The organism is Klebsiella sp. CN_Kp097 (assembly GCF_040064495.1).
GTDB lineage: Bacteria > Pseudomonadota > Gammaproteobacteria > Enterobacterales > Enterobacteriaceae > Klebsiella > Klebsiella aerogenes.
In genome coordinates, this window is the sequence record NZ_JBEAIL010000008.1 from 26,216 (window position 1) to 40,921 (window position 14,706).

General features: G+C 57.1%; 19 protein-coding genes. 12 read left to right on the forward strand and 7 right to left on the reverse strand.

Translation table 11 applies throughout. The features are described 5' to 3' along the window. The first annotated feature begins 7 nt into the window (after positions 1–7). The 4 genes from ulaC to ABLV07_RS15590 are packed head-to-tail and all read left to right on the forward strand — an operon-like array spanning position 8 to position 2,694. Complete coding sequence (gene ulaC / locus ABLV07_RS15575; RefSeq protein WP_015368614.1) at positions 8–475, forward strand: PTS ascorbate transporter subunit IIA; 468 nt, start codon at positions 8–10, stop codon at positions 473–475. Between the two features lie 15 nt (positions 476–490). Further along, the gene (gene ulaD, locus ABLV07_RS15580) at positions 491–1,144 is read left to right on the forward strand and encodes a 3-keto-L-gulonate-6-phosphate decarboxylase UlaD (RefSeq protein ID WP_015368613.1); all 654 of its coding nucleotides are present in this window, start codon (positions 491–493) and stop codon (positions 1,142–1,144) included. 9 nt (positions 1,145–1,153) lie between these two features. Beyond that, on the forward strand, positions 1,154–2,008 hold the full coding sequence (locus tag ABLV07_RS15585) for an L-ribulose-5-phosphate 3-epimerase (RefSeq protein WP_032713524.1): 855 nt from the start codon (positions 1,154–1,156) through the stop codon (positions 2,006–2,008). Continuing rightward, a complete protein-coding gene (locus tag ABLV07_RS15590; protein WP_032713526.1) occupies positions 2,008–2,694 on the forward strand; it encodes an L-ribulose-5-phosphate 4-epimerase in 687 nt (228 codons plus the stop codon). The genes ABLV07_RS15585 and ABLV07_RS15590 overlap by 1 nt, the downstream gene beginning before the upstream one ends. 61 nt (positions 2,695–2,755) lie before the next feature. Here ABLV07_RS15590 and ABLV07_RS15595 read toward each other — a convergent pair whose 3' ends face one another. After that, positions 2,756–3,949, reverse strand: a complete 1,194-nt coding sequence (locus tag ABLV07_RS15595) for an MFS transporter (protein WP_015704179.1) — start codon at positions 3,947–3,949, stop codon at positions 2,756–2,758. A 147-nt stretch (positions 3,950–4,096) separates the two neighbouring features. Further along, positions 4,097–4,372, reverse strand: coding sequence for a DUF1471 domain-containing protein (locus ABLV07_RS15600; RefSeq protein WP_020079809.1), 276 nt, complete (start codon positions 4,370–4,372; stop codon positions 4,097–4,099). A gap of 339 nt (positions 4,373–4,711) precedes the next feature. Between ABLV07_RS15600 and rpsF the strand changes: the two genes are divergently transcribed. The 5 genes from rpsF to ABLV07_RS15625 all read left to right on the forward strand — a co-directional run bounded on the left by rpsF (position 4,712) and on the right by ABLV07_RS15625 (position 7,231). Then, on the forward strand, positions 4,712–5,107 hold the full coding sequence (gene rpsF / locus ABLV07_RS15605) for a 30S ribosomal protein S6 (RefSeq protein WP_004098001.1): 396 nt from the start codon (positions 4,712–4,714) through the stop codon (positions 5,105–5,107). 5 nt (positions 5,108–5,112) lie between these two features. Beyond that, entirely contained in the window at positions 5,113–5,427 is a 315-nt protein-coding gene (gene priB / locus ABLV07_RS15610) for a primosomal replication protein N (RefSeq protein ID WP_015704181.1), read from the forward strand. Positions 5,428–5,431: 4 nt separating this feature from the next. Continuing rightward, on the forward strand, positions 5,432–5,659 hold the full coding sequence (rpsR, locus tag ABLV07_RS15615; RefSeq protein WP_000135199.1) for a 30S ribosomal protein S18: 228 nt from the start codon (positions 5,432–5,434) through the stop codon (positions 5,657–5,659). A 41-nt stretch (positions 5,660–5,700) separates the two neighbouring features. Beyond that, positions 5,701–6,150, forward strand: a complete 450-nt coding sequence (gene rplI / locus ABLV07_RS15620) for a 50S ribosomal protein L9 (RefSeq protein ID WP_015368607.1) — start codon at positions 5,701–5,703, stop codon at positions 6,148–6,150. A gap of 145 nt (positions 6,151–6,295) precedes the next feature. Then, entirely contained in the window at positions 6,296–7,231 is a 936-nt protein-coding gene (locus tag ABLV07_RS15625; RefSeq protein WP_063445132.1) for a DMT family transporter, read from the forward strand. A gap of 32 nt (positions 7,232–7,263) precedes the next feature. On the opposite strand, the gene ABLV07_RS15630 is transcribed toward ABLV07_RS15625, so the two are convergent. Next, entirely contained in the window at positions 7,264–7,935 is a 672-nt protein-coding gene (locus ABLV07_RS15630; protein ID WP_015368604.1) for a LysM-like peptidoglycan-binding domain-containing protein, read from the reverse strand. Between the two features lie 209 nt (positions 7,936–8,144). On the opposite strand from ABLV07_RS15630, the gene fklB reads away from it, so the two are divergent. Both fklB and cycA read left to right on the forward strand, forming a co-directional pair. Then, on the forward strand, positions 8,145–8,765 hold the full coding sequence (fklB, locus tag ABLV07_RS15635) for an FKBP-type peptidyl-prolyl cis-trans isomerase (protein WP_002886687.1): 621 nt from the start codon (positions 8,145–8,147) through the stop codon (positions 8,763–8,765). A gap of 307 nt (positions 8,766–9,072) precedes the next feature. Further along, a complete protein-coding gene (gene cycA / locus ABLV07_RS15640; protein ID WP_015368603.1) occupies positions 9,073–10,476 on the forward strand; it encodes a D-serine/D-alanine/glycine transporter in 1,404 nt (467 codons plus the stop codon). 64 nt (positions 10,477–10,540) lie between these two features. Here the strand turns inward: cycA and ytfE are convergent, their stop codons facing one another. From ytfE to ABLV07_RS15660, 4 genes are all read right to left on the reverse strand, one after another. Next, entirely contained in the window at positions 10,541–11,206 is a 666-nt protein-coding gene (gene ytfE / locus ABLV07_RS15645; RefSeq protein ID WP_348853600.1) for an iron-sulfur cluster repair protein YtfE, read from the reverse strand. An 82-nt stretch (positions 11,207–11,288) separates the two neighbouring features. Continuing rightward, positions 11,289–12,263 (reverse strand): DMT family transporter, encoded by a 975-nt coding sequence (locus tag ABLV07_RS15650; RefSeq protein ID WP_348853606.1) that lies wholly within the window; start codon positions 12,261–12,263, stop codon positions 11,289–11,291. Positions 12,264–12,339: 76 nt separating this feature from the next. Then, positions 12,340–13,164 (reverse strand): AraC family transcriptional regulator, encoded by an 825-nt coding sequence (locus ABLV07_RS15655; RefSeq protein WP_045379637.1) that lies wholly within the window; start codon positions 13,162–13,164, stop codon positions 12,340–12,342. Between the two features lie 80 nt (positions 13,165–13,244). Next, complete coding sequence (locus ABLV07_RS15660) at positions 13,245–14,093, reverse strand: SDR family oxidoreductase (RefSeq protein ID WP_046883313.1); 849 nt, start codon at positions 14,091–14,093, stop codon at positions 13,245–13,247. Between the two features lie 89 nt (positions 14,094–14,182). Between ABLV07_RS15660 and ABLV07_RS15665 the strand changes: the two genes are divergently transcribed. Next, a complete protein-coding gene (locus tag ABLV07_RS15665; RefSeq protein WP_046883312.1) occupies positions 14,183–14,554 on the forward strand; it encodes a helix-turn-helix domain-containing protein in 372 nt (123 codons plus the stop codon). Positions 14,555–14,706 lie beyond the last annotated feature (152 nt).

Below are 14,706 nucleotides of genomic sequence, written 5' to 3' on the forward strand. Positions count from 1 at the left end.
AGCCGCCATGAAACTTCATGATTCTCTGGCGCAGAACCACTCCATACGCCTGCAGGCGGAGGCGGAAAGCTGGCAGGAGGCGGTGAAAATCGGCGTCGATCTGCTGGTGGCCGCCGACGTAGTGGAACCGCGTTACTACCAGGCGATCCTCGATGGCGTCGCACAGCATGGTCCCTATTTTGTTATCGCGCCGGGCCTGGCGATGCCTCATGGGCGTCCGGAAGAGGGCGTTAAGAAAACCGGCTTTGCGCTGGTGACGCTAAAAAAACCGCTGATTTTCAATCACGAAGATAACGACCCGGTCGACATTCTGATCACCATGGCGGCAGTTGACGCCACCACCCACCAGGAGGTGGGCATCATGCAGATCGTTAACCTGTTTGATGATGAAGCCAATTTCGACCGTTTACGCGCCTGCCGCACCGAGCAGGAAGTGCTGGATTTAATTGAAAACGCCACTGCGGCGGCTGTTTAAGAGGGAGTTGATACGATGTCTCAGTTACCAATGTTGCAGGTTGCGCTGGATAACCAAACCCTGTCTCACGCCTATGAGACCACCCGCCTGATCGCCGAAGAGGTGGATATCATTGAAGTGGGCACGATTCTCTGCGTCGGCGAAGGGGTGCGCGCGGTGCGCGATCTGAAAGCGCTGTACCCGCATAAAATCGTGCTGGCGGATGCCAAAATCGCCGATGCCGGAAAAATCCTGTCGCGGATGTGCTTTGAAGCTAACGCTGACTGGGTGACCGTGATCTGCTGCGCCGATATCAACACCGCCAAGGGGGCGCTGGATGTCGCCAAAGAGTTCAATGGCGACGTACAAATTGAACTGACCGGCTTCTGGACCTGGGAGCAGGCGCAGGCGTGGCGCGATGCGGGCATTCAGCAGGTGGTCTATCACCGCAGCCGCGACGCGCAGGCCGCGGGCGTGGCGTGGAGCGAGGCGGATATCAGTGCGATTAAGCGTCTTTCCGATATGGGCTTCAAAGTCACCGTGACCGGCGGACTGGCGCTGGAAGACCTGCCGCTGTTCGCCGGTATCCCTATTCACGTCTTTATTGCCGGGCGCAGCATCCGCGATGCCGCCTCGCCGGTGGAAGCGGCTCGCCAGTTTAAACGCTCTATCGCCCAGCTGTGGGGTTAAGGAGCGGTTATGTTGTCGAAACAAATTCCGCTCGGTATCTATGAAAAAGCGCTCCCCGCCGGGGAGTGCTGGCTGGAGCGGTTACAGCTGGCGAAAGCGCTGGGTTTTGATTTTGTTGAAATGTCGCTTGATGAAACCGATGCCCGTCTCGCCCGGCTGGACTGGAGCCAGGAGCAGCGCCTCGCGCTGGTCAAGGCGGTAGCCGAAACCGGCGTCCGGGTACCATCGATGTGCCTTAGCGCCCATCGTCGTTTTCCGCTCGGCAGCGAAGATGACGCGGTGCGCAAGCAGGGGCTGGACATCATGCGTAAAGCCATTCAGCTGGCGCAGGATGTGGGGATTCGGGTGATCCAACTGGCGGGCTACGATGTTTATTATCAGCAGGCGAATGATGAAACGCGCCGCCGTTTTCGTGAAGGCCTGAAAGAGAGCGTCGAAATGGCCAGCCGGGCTCAGGTCACGCTGGCGATGGAAATCATGGACTATCCGCTGATGAACTCGATCAGTAAGGCGCTGGGTTATGCCCACTACCTGAATAATCCGTGGTTCCAGCTTTATCCGGATATTGGCAATCTGTCTGCGTGGGATAACGACGTACAGATGGAATTGCAGGCCGGCATGGGGCATATCGTGGCGGTACATGTCAAAGATACGAAGCCCGGCGTCTTTAAAAACGTGCCGTTTGGTGAAGGGGTCGTCGATTTTGAACGTTGCTTCGAAACGCTCAAGCAGACAGGCTACTGCGGTCCGTATCTGATTGAGATGTGGAGCGAAACCACCGATGACCCGTCGGCGGAAGTCGCGAAAGCCCGTGACTGGGTGAAGGCGCGGATGGCCCGCGCAGGCCTGACGGAGGCGGCATAATGCAGCAGCTTAAACAGCAGGTATTTGCAGCTAATATGGATCTGCCGCGCTACGGGCTGGTGACCTTTACCTGGGGCAACGTTAGCGCAATCGACCGGCAGCGTGGGCTGGTGGTGATTAAGCCCAGCGGCGTAGCCTACGAGTCAATGGCCGTCGATGATATGGTGGTGGTCGATTTGCAGGGCAACGTGGTGGAAGGGCGCTGGCGTCCCTCTTCTGATACCGCTACCCACCTTGCGTTATACCGCCGTTATTCCGGCCTTGGCGGGGTGGTGCATACCCACTCGACGCACGCTACCGCCTGGGCGCAGGCGGGGCTGGCAATCCCGGCGCTCGGCACCACCCACGCGGACTACTTCTTCGGTGATATCCCCTGCACCCGGGCGCTCAGCGCACAGGAGGTGGAAGAGGCCTATGAGCTGAACACCGGGAAGGTGATTATCGAAACGCTGGGCGAGGCCAACCCGTTACATACGCCGGGAATTGTGGTGTATCAGCACGGGCCCTTCTCCTGGGGGAAAGATGCCCACGAGGCGGTGCACAATGCGGTGGTGATGGAAGAAGTGGCGCGAATGGCGTGGATCGCCCGCGGCATTAATCCGCAGCTACAGCCCATCGACAGCTGGCTAATGGAGAAACATTTTCTGCGTAAACACGGGCCTGACGCCTACTACGGGCAGAAGTAAGCTACGCGCTCCGGGGCTTTCACCTCAGGGTGAAGCAACTGGTCTGGCCCCGGAGCCGTTTTTAACCCTGACGATAGGCCGATGGCATACAGCGCATGCCGATGAGCGTCAGCAGACAGATAACCGCGCCGGCGTAAAACGTCGATGCGGCGCCGAAGCTTTCCCAGAGTATCCCCGCGCCGGTACTGGCCAGCAGCAGCGCCAGCCCGCTCATCAGGTTGAACATGCCGAATGCCGTACCGCGTAGTTCCGGCGGCGCGGTATGCGCAACCATGGCCGCCAGTAGGCCTTGAGTCATCCCCATGTGAATCCCCCACAGCGCGACGCCGATCAGCAGCGTGCTCCAGTGGCCGCTGAGCGCCAGCACGATATCGGCGAGGATCAGCACCAGCAGCCCCCATTGCAGCAGTTTACTGTGGCTCATGCTGTCAGAGAGCTTACCGAACGGGTAAGCCGTGAGGCTGTAGACCAGGTTCATCGCGACCATGACCAGTGGAATAGTAAACAGCGGGATCTCCATCTGCTGGGCGCGCAGTACCAAAAAAGCTTCGCTGAAGCGGGCGAGGGTGAAGATACTGCCGATCGCCACCACCCACCAGTAGGCGGCGGAGAGCTTTTTCAGGTTTTCGCGCTTCAGCGGATTGCTACGTTTGTGCGCGATGGCGGATTTCGGCTCCTGCAGGCCAAAGCCCAGTAGAGCAATGGATAGTACGGCGGGAATGACCGCCACCCAGAAGATAGCGTGAAAATCGTTGGCCCAGATGAACATCAGCAGCACCGCCAGCAGCGGGCCGAGAAAGGCGCCGACGGTATCCAGCGCCTGGCGTAACCCGTAGGCAGCGCCACGGATCTCCGGCGGTGTTACGTCGGCGACCAGCGCATCGCGCGGCGCTCCGCGGATACCTTTTCCGACGCGGTCGATCATGCGGGCGCTAAATACCACCCCGGCGCTCGGCGCGAGGGCAAACAGCGGTTTACTCAGCGCCCCCAGCCCGTAGCCAAGCAGCGCCAGCCCTTTGCGTTTGCCAACGTAGTCGCTAATGACGCCGGAGAAGACTTTGAGAATTAAGGCGGTGGCTTCGGCTAGCCCTTCGATAAGACCGATAATAATGACGCTGGCGCCGAGCGTGGTGGCCATAAACAGCGGGAGCAGGCTGTGGATCATCTCGGATGAGACATCCATTAGCAGGCTGACGCCGCCGAGCACCCAAACTCCTTTCGGGATGCGACCTAACGTCGCGAAACGCGGGACCATCAATCACTCCTGATTAACAAACGGTGAATTGATGATTAAATCAGGTTGCGATGACGCTGGTAAGTCAGTTTGGAAAATAATTCTCAATTGCGTTTACATCGGCTATCGCTTCGCCCCTCGTGAGGAGAGGCGAAGCATCGACCTGGGTTAGCGGTAAATAGCGGCGCTGGCATGAATAAGGCCATTGCTCTGCGGTTCGTGAATCAGGATTGGCTGGAAGTACTTCGCTCCCAGGGCATCGCTTTCCTGGTTCAGGGCCTGGTCGGCCTCTTGCTCGCTAGCCATATTATGGTTGATATAAATTACGCCCAGACTCTGCACATCGTCCATGTTGCGAGCCTGACGCCCATCGATTTTGATGGCTGCCAGCGCGTTGGCGCTAAGGAGTAGCGCAGCCATAACGGCGATGATAATGCTTTTCATAGAACGCTCCTTACTGACAGTACGGGTAAAACGCTGGACTCCTCTTGCTGGTGTCTGGCCATTGATTAAATTGTAATCGCTGGCGCGTCGCCTGATAGCGACCTTTTCTGATGCAGTTGTTCAAAAAAATGCCGCGTTCGTTATTGGTTAATTTTAAATCACCCACTTAGCCCAGCTTGGCGCTTAGTGCGAATTATTTGTGCAAATGCGCTTGTGTTCCTGGGGGGGCGCAATTAGAATGACGCGTCAATTTTTCAGCCGCCCTTTAACACGTTCCTTGCCTCCATGGGCCGCGGCTGACCCAGACAGGAGGCTGAATAATCCGTAAGGAGCAATTCGATGCGTCATTACGAAATCGTTTTTATGGTCCATCCTGACCAGAGCGAACAGGTTCCGGGCATGATCGAACGTTACACTGGTGCAATCACTGCAGCAGAAGGTACGATCCACCGTCTGGAAGACTGGGGCCGCCGTCAGCTGGCTTATCCGATCAACAAACTGCACAAAGCTCACTACGTTCTGCTGAACGTTGAAGCGCCGCAGGAAGCGATCGATGAGCTGGAAACTAACTTCCGCTTCAACGACGCCGTTATCCGCAGCATGGTAATGCGTACTAAGCACGCTGTTACCGAAGCATCTCCGATGGTTAAAGCGAAAGACGAGCGCCGTGAGCGTCGTGAAGATTTCGCTAACGAAACCGCAGATGATTCTGAAGCTGGGGATTCTGAAGAGTAATCCTGATGACCAACCGTCTGGTGTTGTCCGGCACCGTGTGCAGGATGCCCCTTCGAAAGGTCAGCCCGTCAGGAATTCCTCATTGCCAGTTCGTGCTTGAGCATCGTTCTGTGCAGGAGGAAGCCGGTTTTCACCGGCAGGCGTGGTGCCAAATGCCCGTTATTATTAGCGGACACGAGAACCAGGCCATTACTCACAGTATAACGGTCGGTAGCGCAGTCACCGTTCAAGGGTTCATTAGTTGCCATAAGGCAAAGAACGGCTTGAGTAAAATGGTTCTGCATGCCGAGCAGATTGAATTGATAGATTCTGGAGACTAGCCATATGGCACGTTATTTCCGTCGTCGCAAGTTCTGCCGTTTCACCGCGGAAGGCGTTCAAGAGATCGACTATAAAGATATCGCTACGCTGAAAAACTACATCACCGAAAGCGGTAAGATTGTCCCAAGCCGTATCACCGGTACCCGTGCAAAATATCAGCGTCAGCTGGCTCGCGCTATCAAACGCGCACGCTACCTGTCCCTGCTGCCGTACACTGATCGTCATCAGTAATCGGTCACGGTCCATTAATACGACTTTGAGAGGATAAGGTAATGCAAGTTATTCTGCTTGATAAAGTAGCAAACCTGGGTAGCCTGGGTGATCAGGTAAACGTTAAAGCGGGCTATGCTCGTAACTTCCTGGTACCACAGGGTAAAGCTGTTCCAGCTACCAAGAAAAACGTTGAGTTCTTCGAAGCGCGCCGCGCTGAACTGGAAGCCAAACTGGCTGACGTTCTGGCCGCTGCTAACGCACGTGCTGAAGCAATCAACGCACTGGGCACCGTTACCATCGCGTCCAAATCTGGCGACGAAGGTAAACTGTTCGGTTCCATCGGTACTCGCGACATCGCTGACGCTGTTTCTGCAGCTGGCGTTGCCGTTGCGAAGAGCGAAGTTCGCCTGCCGAACGGCGTTCTGCGCACCACCGGTGAGCACGAAGTAGACTTCCAGGTTCACAGCGAAGTCTTCGCTAAACTGGTTGTTAACGTTGTAGCTGAGTAATTTTTTACTCAACTCACGTCGATGCGCCGGCCTTGTGCCGGCGTTTTGCTTTTTAGCGCCAGCCTGATTTTTATCTGGTATGGTAGCTATTCTCTCCACTTTCTGGATGATAAAATAAAACACGATTTTATTTCCGGTAAAGTTAATGGACGCTTCCTTTCCGACCCCCTCGATTTTTGCCAATAAAAAAGTAGCTTATGTCTGCGCGACCCTATGCTGTCTGCTGTGGGGCAGTTCTTATCCGGCGATTAAAAACGGCTATGAGCTTCTGCACATCGCCACCGATGATGTTCCCTCAAAAATTGTTTTTGCCGGATATCGCTTCCTGTTTGCGGGCTTATTGTTGCTGCTGTTTGCGCTGGCGCAGCGCAAACCCATCGCCCGGCTCACTGGCCGCCAGTGCGGGCAGCTGGCGATGCTGGGGCTGACGCAGACCGCTATCCAGTACGCCTTCTTCTACGTTGGCCTGGCATTCACCACCGGAGTGAAGGGATCGATTATGAATGCCACCGGGACGTTCTTCAGCGTTCTGCTGGCGCATTTTATCTACCAGAATGACCGGCTCAGCTATAACAAAACTATCGGCTGCGTGCTGGGCTTCGTCGGCGTGATGTTGGTGAACTTCAACACCTCATTGGGCGATTTTAATTTTGTCTGGCAGGGGGATGGATTTGTCGTGCTGGCGGCGTTCATCCTCTCGGCGGCGACGCTCTACGGCAAACGCATCTCGCAAACCGTCGACCCAACGGTGATGACCGGCTGGCAACTGGCCTTCGGCGGCCTGGTGCTGGTGGCGGGCGGGTATTTGACCGGCGGGGAGCTACGGATGCACAGCCTGACCGCAGCGATGATCCTTGGCTATTTAACTCTGCTGTCGTCGATAGCTTTCGCACTATGGAGCGTGCTGCTCAAGCACAACCGCGTCAGTATGATTGCGCCGTTTAACTTTGTTATCCCGGTGGCCGGGACGGTGCTGTCAGCGATCTTTCTTGGCGAGAATATCTTTGAGTGGAAGTACGCGATCGCACTGGTGTTGGTATGCGTAGGGATCCGCTGGGTGAACAAAAACCAGGCGCGTTAGGCCGGGTGTTCGACCCGGCCTAAGCGAAGTGTTTATCGCGCGCGCACGAAGCTGCCGTTCGACTGGCGGGTGAACAGCACCTGCTGGCCGTTGCCGGTATCGATAGTGAGGCCGGTGACGACGCCGTTGGCGTTCTGGCGAATTTGCACCGTTTGTCCACTTTGCAAGGTGCTTAATGGTTTGCCGGCGCCTTCGACCTGCGCCATGGCATAGACGTCAGTGGCTGGCAGACCGTGGTCGCGGAACAGCTGCGCCAGCGTTTTGCCGGATTCAATCCGGTAGGTGCGCCACTGCTGTTCGATGCCCGGAGCAGACTGCTGCTGCGCCGGCTGCTGGTACGGCTGAGAAGAGGAAGCGGTTTGCGTCTGGTCCGGCTGTTCATCCTGAATGGCTTCAGGCGCCACAGGCGCAACCTGGTCGGCATCGCTGACCGTCGGTGTATTGGTGATTGGCGGAAGCGGCACGGCCTGATTGCCCGAACCTTGCGGCTGAGACTGGGACTGCAGATCGAGATTAGCTTCGCGGCTGGCCTGGGTCGGCGTGCTGTTATCGCCGGAGGGGAGCAGGAAACCAATAATGACCAGCAGGAAGCCGGCGATGATGCCGCGGCGATGCATGGGCGGTAGCGGATCCATGAGACGAAGTTGATCCGGGGCGTGCCAGATCTTCGCCAGGGTAGATGTCAATTCAAAGCGCCCGGGCATGGCTTTCCTCCTGCTCCGCATATTTTTATCCTGCTTATGAGTATAGACGGCTAACGTCCTGAAGGTAGAGGTTAACCTGATATCGCCTATTGTTTCTGTTTCGCTGAGATTTGTCATCATCCGCCGACAAAGTTTTACCCATTCCTCTATGGCTGTTATGCTTTCGAACGCTTTTCTCAAGATGTTTATCACCCAAAAAAGGAACAAAGATGGCAACCCCGACTTTTGACACTATCGAAGCGCAGGCAAGTTACGGTATCGGCTTGCAGGTTGGACAACAACTGAGCGAATCCGGCCTGCAGGGGCTGCTGCCGGAAGCGCTGGTTGCCGGCATTGCCGATGCGCTGGAAGGTAATCAGCCGCAGGTGCCGGTTGAAGCCGTACACCGCGCGCTGCGTGAAATCCATGAACGCGCTGACGCCGTGCGTCGCGAGCGCTTCCAGGCGATGGCCGCTGATGGCCAGAAATACCTCGATGAAAACCGTGAAAAAGAAGGCGTGAACAGCACTGAATCCGGCCTGCAGTTCCGCGTACTGACGCAGGGCGAAGGCCCGATCCCGGCGCGCACCGACCGCGTACGCGTTCACTACACCGGCAAACTTATCGACGGTACCGTGTTCGATAGCTCCGTGGCCCGCGGCGAACCGGCTGAATTCCCGGTGACCGGCGTGATCGGCGGCTGGATCGAAGCGCTGACTCTGATGCCGGTGGGTTCCAAATGGGAACTGACTATTCCGCACAACCTGGCTTATGGCGAGCGCGGCGCGGGTGCTTCTATCCCGCCATTCAGCACCCTCATCTTTGAAGTTGAGCTGTTGGACATTATTTAAGCACCAGGGGCTTCCTCTCCTGTCAGGGGGAGGGAGCCAATAAAAACAGTGTAAAATCCTTAAGTTATAAATTTATTGGAATTTTGTATTGCATATAAGTTCGTTGAGTGTATTTTTGTGAGCTGTTTCGCGTTACATTGGTGATATAACACTCACTTTAAACATAAAATTAACATTATATCTAAATCATAGTATTCATCCCTCCGATTCTTACCTAATATCGATAAACCCTCTTGCCAGGGTTGCGACAAATGACAGGCCAACAGAGCCTGAACAACACAGACAGGTACAACAGGAAGAAAATCACATGGTAGATCAGGTCAAAGTCGTTGCCGACGAGCAGGAGACGACTGAACAATCGCTACGGCGAAATCTCACTAACCGGCATATTCAGCTTATTGCTATCGGCGGGGCGATCGGCACCGGGCTGTTTATGGGGTCTGGCAAGACCATCAGTCTCGCCGGGCCATCCATTATTTTTGTTTATATGATCATCGGTTTTATGCTGTTTTTCGTCATGCGTGCAATGGGCGAATTACTGCTGTCGAACCTCGAATATAAATCATTCAGTGATTTCGCCTCCGACCTGTTAGGGCCGTGGGCGGGGTATTTTACCGGCTGGACCTACTGGTTCTGTTGGGTGGTCACCGGGATGGCGGACGTTGTCGCCATCACCGCCTACGCGCAGTTCTGGTTCCCCGGGCTTTCTGACTGGGTCGCTTCGTTAGCGGTTATCCTGCTGCTGCTGGGCCTGAACCTCGCAACCGTGAAGATGTTTGGCGAAATGGAGTTCTGGTTCGCGATGATCAAAATCGTCGCCATCGTGGCGCTGATCGTGGTCGGCCTGGTGATGGTGATGATGCACTTTAAATCGCCGACCGGCGTTGAAGCTTCATTCGCGCATCTGTGGAATGACGGCGGCTGGTTCCCGAAAGGCCTCAGCGGTTTCTTTGCCGGCTTCCAGATAGCGGTATTCGCCTTCGTGGGGATTGAGCTGGTGGGTACTACCGCGGCGGAAACCAAAGACCCGGAAAAATCGCTGCCGCGGGCGATCAACTCCATCCCGCTGCGTATCATTATGTTCTACGTCTTCGCGCTGATTGTGATTATGTCGGTGACGCCGTGGAGCTCCGTCGTGCCGAGCAAGAGCCCGTTCGTTGAGCTGTTTGTTCTGGTCGGCCTGCCGGCTGCCGCCAGCCTGATCAACTTCGTGGTACTGACTTCCGCTGCCTCTTCCGCTAACAGCGGAGTGTTCTCCACCAGCCGTATGCTGTTCGGTCTGGCGCAGGAAGGCCAGGCGCCGAAAATGTTCGCCAAGCTGTCTAAACGCGCGGTGCCGGCGAAGGGCTTAACCTTCTCCTGCATGTGCCTGCTGGGCGGCGTGGTGATGCTGATGGTCAACCCGAGCGTGATTGCCGCGTTCACCATGATCACCACGGTGTCGGCGATTCTGTTCATGTTCGTCTGGACCATTATCCTCTGCTCTTACCTGGTCTATCGTAAAAAGCGTCCGCAGCTGCACGAGAAGTCCATCTATAAGATGCCGCTGGGTAAAGTGATGTGCTGGGTGTGCATGGCCTTCTTCGTCTTCGTACTGGTGCTGTTGACGCTGGAAGATGATACCCGCGAAGCGCTGATGGTTACCCCGCTGTGGTTTGTTCTGCTGGGCGCGGGCTGGCTGTTTGCCGGTAAAAAACGTCTGGCGAAATAAAAAAGGCCACCCGGAGTGGCCAATAAACTGACAATGTCGAGAGGGCGCCTGCGGGCGCCTTTTTTTATGGTTTTCCGGCGAGGGCACGCGGGAACAGCACGTTATTTTCCAGACTGATGTGCTCCATCAGGTCGTCAATCATCTCGTTAATGCCGTTGTACATCGCTTTCCAGGTGGTGCAGGCTTCCGGCGGCGGTGTCACGTTATGGGTGATGTGCTTGATGACTTCCAGCAGTTCGCCCGCTTCGTCGTGCTCGCTTTCCATCACGCTGATAGGACCACCGGCCTGAGTTCCCATCCCCTGCTTGATCATCGGGAACAGGATCTGCTCCTCTTTCATCATGTGGCTGGAGAGTTCCTGGTGCAGCATGGTCAGATATTTGGTTAGCCCTTTTGGCACGTTCGGTTTATCGGCGTGGACGCGTTCAACCTTGGTTGCCTGCAGGATCAGTTCCGGCAGCTGTTCGCGGTGGCGATCATGATAGCGAACGATGATGTGGTCGATGATGTCGGCGAACGGCGCGGCGCGCCAGTCGCGCTCGACCGGCTGCTCGGCCAGTTTCGCCAGCTCGGCTTCAATCACCGCAACATCCAGCGCTTTGCGCGTCGCCGCGCGCTCCAGGGTTTGTTTGCCGCCGCAGCAGTAATCCATATCGTATTTACGGAACAGCGCGGAGGCGCGCGGGATGCTCAGCGCCAGCTCGCCCAAAGGTTGGTCACGGAAAGCCATAGCAATTACCTCGTCATCAAAAATATAAGATGCATATTAAATGCATCTTATATCGATGGGAATACCCCTTTGGGATACCAGGCTATTTTTTTGGCTCAACGCGCAGTTCCTGCAGGACCGGTTTCTCCGGGCGGGCGCGAACCGCCGACACCACGCCGAGCACCAGCAGCAGGATACCGCTGAGCGTCAGCAGCGGCGGCAGGCTCTGGCGGAGAAGGAAGGTGTACAGCAAACCGGCCAGCGTCTCGAAGACGATCAGCGGCCCGAGGATCACCGTCGGCAGACGCTGGCTGGCAATATTCCAGCACAGTGCGCCGACCCATGAACAGAGTACGGCGATCGCCAGCATCAGGACGATGAACACCGCCGGGCGCGGGCCGAAGGGGAGCGGGAAGTCGATATGCTGGCTCTGCAGCCACCCACAGGCGGCGATATAACCGACCAGCGAGACCGGAAGGGTGACCAACGCCTGCGCGGTAGCCCACATCATTGGCGGCTTATCCGGGTTTTCACGCAGCCAACGAGCGTTGCGCAGGGCATACCACGCCCAGCAGACGACGGAGATCAGCGCGAGAACAATGCCCGAACCATAGCGCCACGGGCTGAAATCAGGAAGCCCGTGCTGTAGCTCCGCCACGTTGACGCACACCAGCCCCAGGGCAATACAGATTAGCGCCGGAAATAGCCGCCGCCACGGCAGCTTGCCATCGCGCTTGCTATAAAGCAGGTTGGCGCACACCGGCAGTACTACCGGCAGGGTGCCGATAATCATTGTCGATACCGGCGCGCCGGTGCGCTGAATGGCACTGGCCAGACAGAAGTAATAGATCAGGTTCCCCATCATGGTCAGCGCCAGCGCGGTCCACCAATCCTTGCCGTTCAGCTGGCGTAGACGCGCGCGGCCGAGCCACGCCAGCGGCAGGGCGATAAGTCCCAGCGCCAGATAGCGCCCCATCGACTGCAGCACCGCCGGATATTCCGGCACCAGCAACGGGCCGACGAAAATCAGCCCCCACATTAACCCCGCCAGCAGGGCATACAACACGCCGCTAATCATGATGACATCCATCTTCAGTTTGCTTGCGCCAAGTGTAGGAGGGTACGAGGGAAAGAATATTGTATGAGATTGCGCTTTAGCGCCCGGCGACCTGCTTTTGGTAACGCACCGGTGTGATGCCGTAGCGACGGGTGAAGGCGCGGGTTAAATGTGACTGGTCGGTTAACCCGGCGGCAATGGCCACTTCGGCGGCAGGCATGCCGTGGGTCAGAAACGCCTTGGCGCGCCACAGGCGAATCGCCATCAGCATCTGGTGCGGGGTAACGTGAAAGTGGGCTTTAAACTGGCGCTGGAAGTGATAGGGGCTGAGCGCTGCCACCTGCGCCAGTTCATCAAGGCTGACGGCGCGCATATAGTTATCGTGCAGGTAGTCGCGTACCCGATCGAAGCGGTGCGCCGCTTCCGGCGCCATTGGCGCATGGTGAGCCAGCGGGCGGAAGGTATCAACCAGGTCGAGCAGTATCCCCTGCTGCGCCAGCGGATCGTCTGCGTGCCACAGGCCGTAAATCAGTTGGCCGATTTGCCGGGCTCGCTGCGGCTCCTGGCGCACGACCTCGCTGAACCACCAGTGGCGAACGCCGGTGAAGGCCTCCAGCCGATCCGGCTCCAGATAAATCATCCGGTAGCGCCAGCCTTCGGCGGTTTCCGCCTCGCCGGTATGGAGCTCATCCGGATTCATGGTGACGATGGAATTGGCAGAGGCGACGTGCTGGCTGCCGCGATAGCGAAAGCGTTCGGCGCCTTGTTCAATCACGCCGATGCCGAAGGCTTCATGGGTATGCGGTTCAAAGGCATAACGGGAAATATGGGCGTGATAGAGCTCAACGCCGGGAAGTTGTTCGAGATGGCGAAAGCGCGCGTGGTCTTTTTCATCGCTAAATTGTGGTGGTACGCCCTGCATGCCGTGTCTCCCGACGATTCATCCCTTCAATATTAGAGATGAAGCGCCGGGACGCAACCGCAAAAACTGACAGGGAGCGGTTAAATGATGCCTTTAACGCTATCGGCAAGCGACGTGGTCGGGCGGCCAATCAGTTTGCTCAGAGTGCGGCTGTCGTCAAACAGTCCGCCTTTCGACGCGCCGGTATCGGAATCCGCCAGCATATCGGCAAGCCCGGCCGGCAGGCCGACGTTTTTCAGCGCGGCGGCGAAATCGGCTTCGCTGAGGTTTTGATAAACCACATTTTTCCCGCTTTGCTTGCTCAGCTCGGCAGCCAGTTCGCTCAGGGTCCAGGCGTTGTCCCCCGCCAGTTCGTAAACTTTCCCGGCATGGCCCTCACCGGCGATAACGTGAGCGGCGGCGGCGGCATAATCGGCACGGGTGGCGGAGGCGATTTTACCTTCGCCGGCGGCGCCGATAAACACGCCGTGTTCCAGCGCTGGCGGCGCGCTGGCTAAATAGTTTTCGGTATACCAGCCGTTGCGCAGCAGCGCGTAAGGAATACCGGAATCAGCCAGCATTTGTTCGGTTTCGATATGTTCGCCGGCCAGGCCCAGCGGTGAGGTATCGGCATGCAGCAGGCTGGTATAGGCGATAAATTTCACCCCAGCGGCTTTGGCGGCGTTAATGACGTTACGGTGCTGAACGGCGCGCTGGCCGACTTCGCTTGATGAGATTAATAGCAGTTTATCAACCCCTTGCAGCGCGGCGGTAAGCGCGGCTTCATCGCCGTACTCGGCCTGCCGCACAGTGACGCCCCGCTGGCTGAGCGCTTGCGCTTTCGCCGGGTTGCGGACAATCGCCACGATCTGGCTGGCGGGGACGGTTTTTAACAGATCATGCAGTACGTGCTGGCCAAGCTGGCCGGTGGCGCCGGTAATCGCGATCATAGGTCTTCTCCTTCGTGTTCATTGGCAGTTGTGGTAAGCTAACACCTTAACTAACTTTTAGTAAGTACGTACAAAAAGGTAAGTATAAAATGGCCGAACCGACGCTGAGCGACAAACTGCGCAACGGGAATCTGTTTGCTGAACAGTGCCCGTCGCGTGATGTGCTAAAACACGTGACCAGCCGCTGGGGCGTGTTGATTCTGGTGGCGCTACGCGAGGGGACCCACCGCTTTAGCGATCTGCGGCGCAAAATGGGCGGCGTCAGCGAAAAGATGCTGGCGCAGTCCTTACAGGCGCTGGAACAGGATGGCTTTATCGACCGTGTTTCATATCCGGTGGTGCCGCCGCATGTTGAATATAGCCTGACGTCGCTCGGCCTGCAGGTGAGCGAGAAGGTGGCGGCGCTGGCGGACTGGATCGAGCTGAATCTCCCCGCGGTGCTGGCTAACCACGGGGAGTGAAAATGTATCACTCCCTGTAACCCCGGATAGCGGCTGGCGCCTTATCCGGGCTACCGGCCAGCTCCGCTTTGTAGCCCCGGTAAGCGCAGCGCCACCGGGGAGATGTACCCGGATAGCGGCTGGCGCCTTATCCGGGCTACAGGCCAGCTTCG

Bases quoted from the DNA above. Each gene is read 5' to 3' on its own strand.
- ulaC (WP_015368614.1), top strand. From the start codon at position 8: ATGAAACTTCATGATTCTCTGGCGCAGAACCACTCCATACGCCTGCAG.
- ulaD (WP_015368613.1), top strand. From the start codon at position 491: ATGTCTCAGTTACCAATGTTGCAGGTTGCGCTGGATAACCAAACCCTG.
- ABLV07_RS15585 (WP_032713524.1), top strand. From the start codon at position 1,154: ATGTTGTCGAAACAAATTCCGCTCGGTATCTATGAAAAAGCGCTCCCC.
- ABLV07_RS15590 (WP_032713526.1), top strand. From the start codon at position 2,008: ATGCAGCAGCTTAAACAGCAGGTATTTGCAGCTAATATGGATCTGCCG.
- ABLV07_RS15595 (WP_015704179.1), bottom strand. From the start codon at position 3,949: ATGGTCCCGCGTTTCGCGACGTTAGGTCGCATCCCGAAAGGAGTTTGG.
- ABLV07_RS15600 (WP_020079809.1), bottom strand. From the start codon at position 4,372: ATGAAAAGCATTATCATCGCCGTTATGGCTGCGCTACTCCTTAGCGCC.
- rpsF (WP_004098001.1), top strand. From the start codon at position 4,712: ATGCGTCATTACGAAATCGTTTTTATGGTCCATCCTGACCAGAGCGAA.
- priB (WP_015704181.1), top strand. From the start codon at position 5,113: ATGACCAACCGTCTGGTGTTGTCCGGCACCGTGTGCAGGATGCCCCTT.
- rpsR (WP_000135199.1), top strand. From the start codon at position 5,432: ATGGCACGTTATTTCCGTCGTCGCAAGTTCTGCCGTTTCACCGCGGAA.
- rplI (WP_015368607.1), top strand. From the start codon at position 5,701: ATGCAAGTTATTCTGCTTGATAAAGTAGCAAACCTGGGTAGCCTGGGT.
- ABLV07_RS15625 (WP_063445132.1), top strand. From the start codon at position 6,296: ATGGACGCTTCCTTTCCGACCCCCTCGATTTTTGCCAATAAAAAAGTA.
- ABLV07_RS15630 (WP_015368604.1), bottom strand. From the start codon at position 7,935: ATGCCCGGGCGCTTTGAATTGACATCTACCCTGGCGAAGATCTGGCAC.
- fklB (WP_002886687.1), top strand. From the start codon at position 8,145: ATGGCAACCCCGACTTTTGACACTATCGAAGCGCAGGCAAGTTACGGT.
- cycA (WP_015368603.1), top strand. From the start codon at position 9,073: ATGGTAGATCAGGTCAAAGTCGTTGCCGACGAGCAGGAGACGACTGAA.
- ytfE (WP_348853600.1), bottom strand. From the start codon at position 11,206: ATGGCTTTCCGTGACCAACCTTTGGGCGAGCTGGCGCTGAGCATCCCG.
- ABLV07_RS15650 (WP_348853606.1), bottom strand. From the start codon at position 12,263: ATGATTAGCGGCGTGTTGTATGCCCTGCTGGCGGGGTTAATGTGGGGG.
- ABLV07_RS15655 (WP_045379637.1), bottom strand. From the start codon at position 13,164: ATGCAGGGCGTACCACCACAATTTAGCGATGAAAAAGACCACGCGCGC.
- ABLV07_RS15660 (WP_046883313.1), bottom strand. From the start codon at position 14,093: ATGATCGCGATTACCGGCGCCACCGGCCAGCTTGGCCAGCACGTACTG.
- ABLV07_RS15665 (WP_046883312.1), top strand. From the start codon at position 14,183: ATGGCCGAACCGACGCTGAGCGACAAACTGCGCAACGGGAATCTGTTT.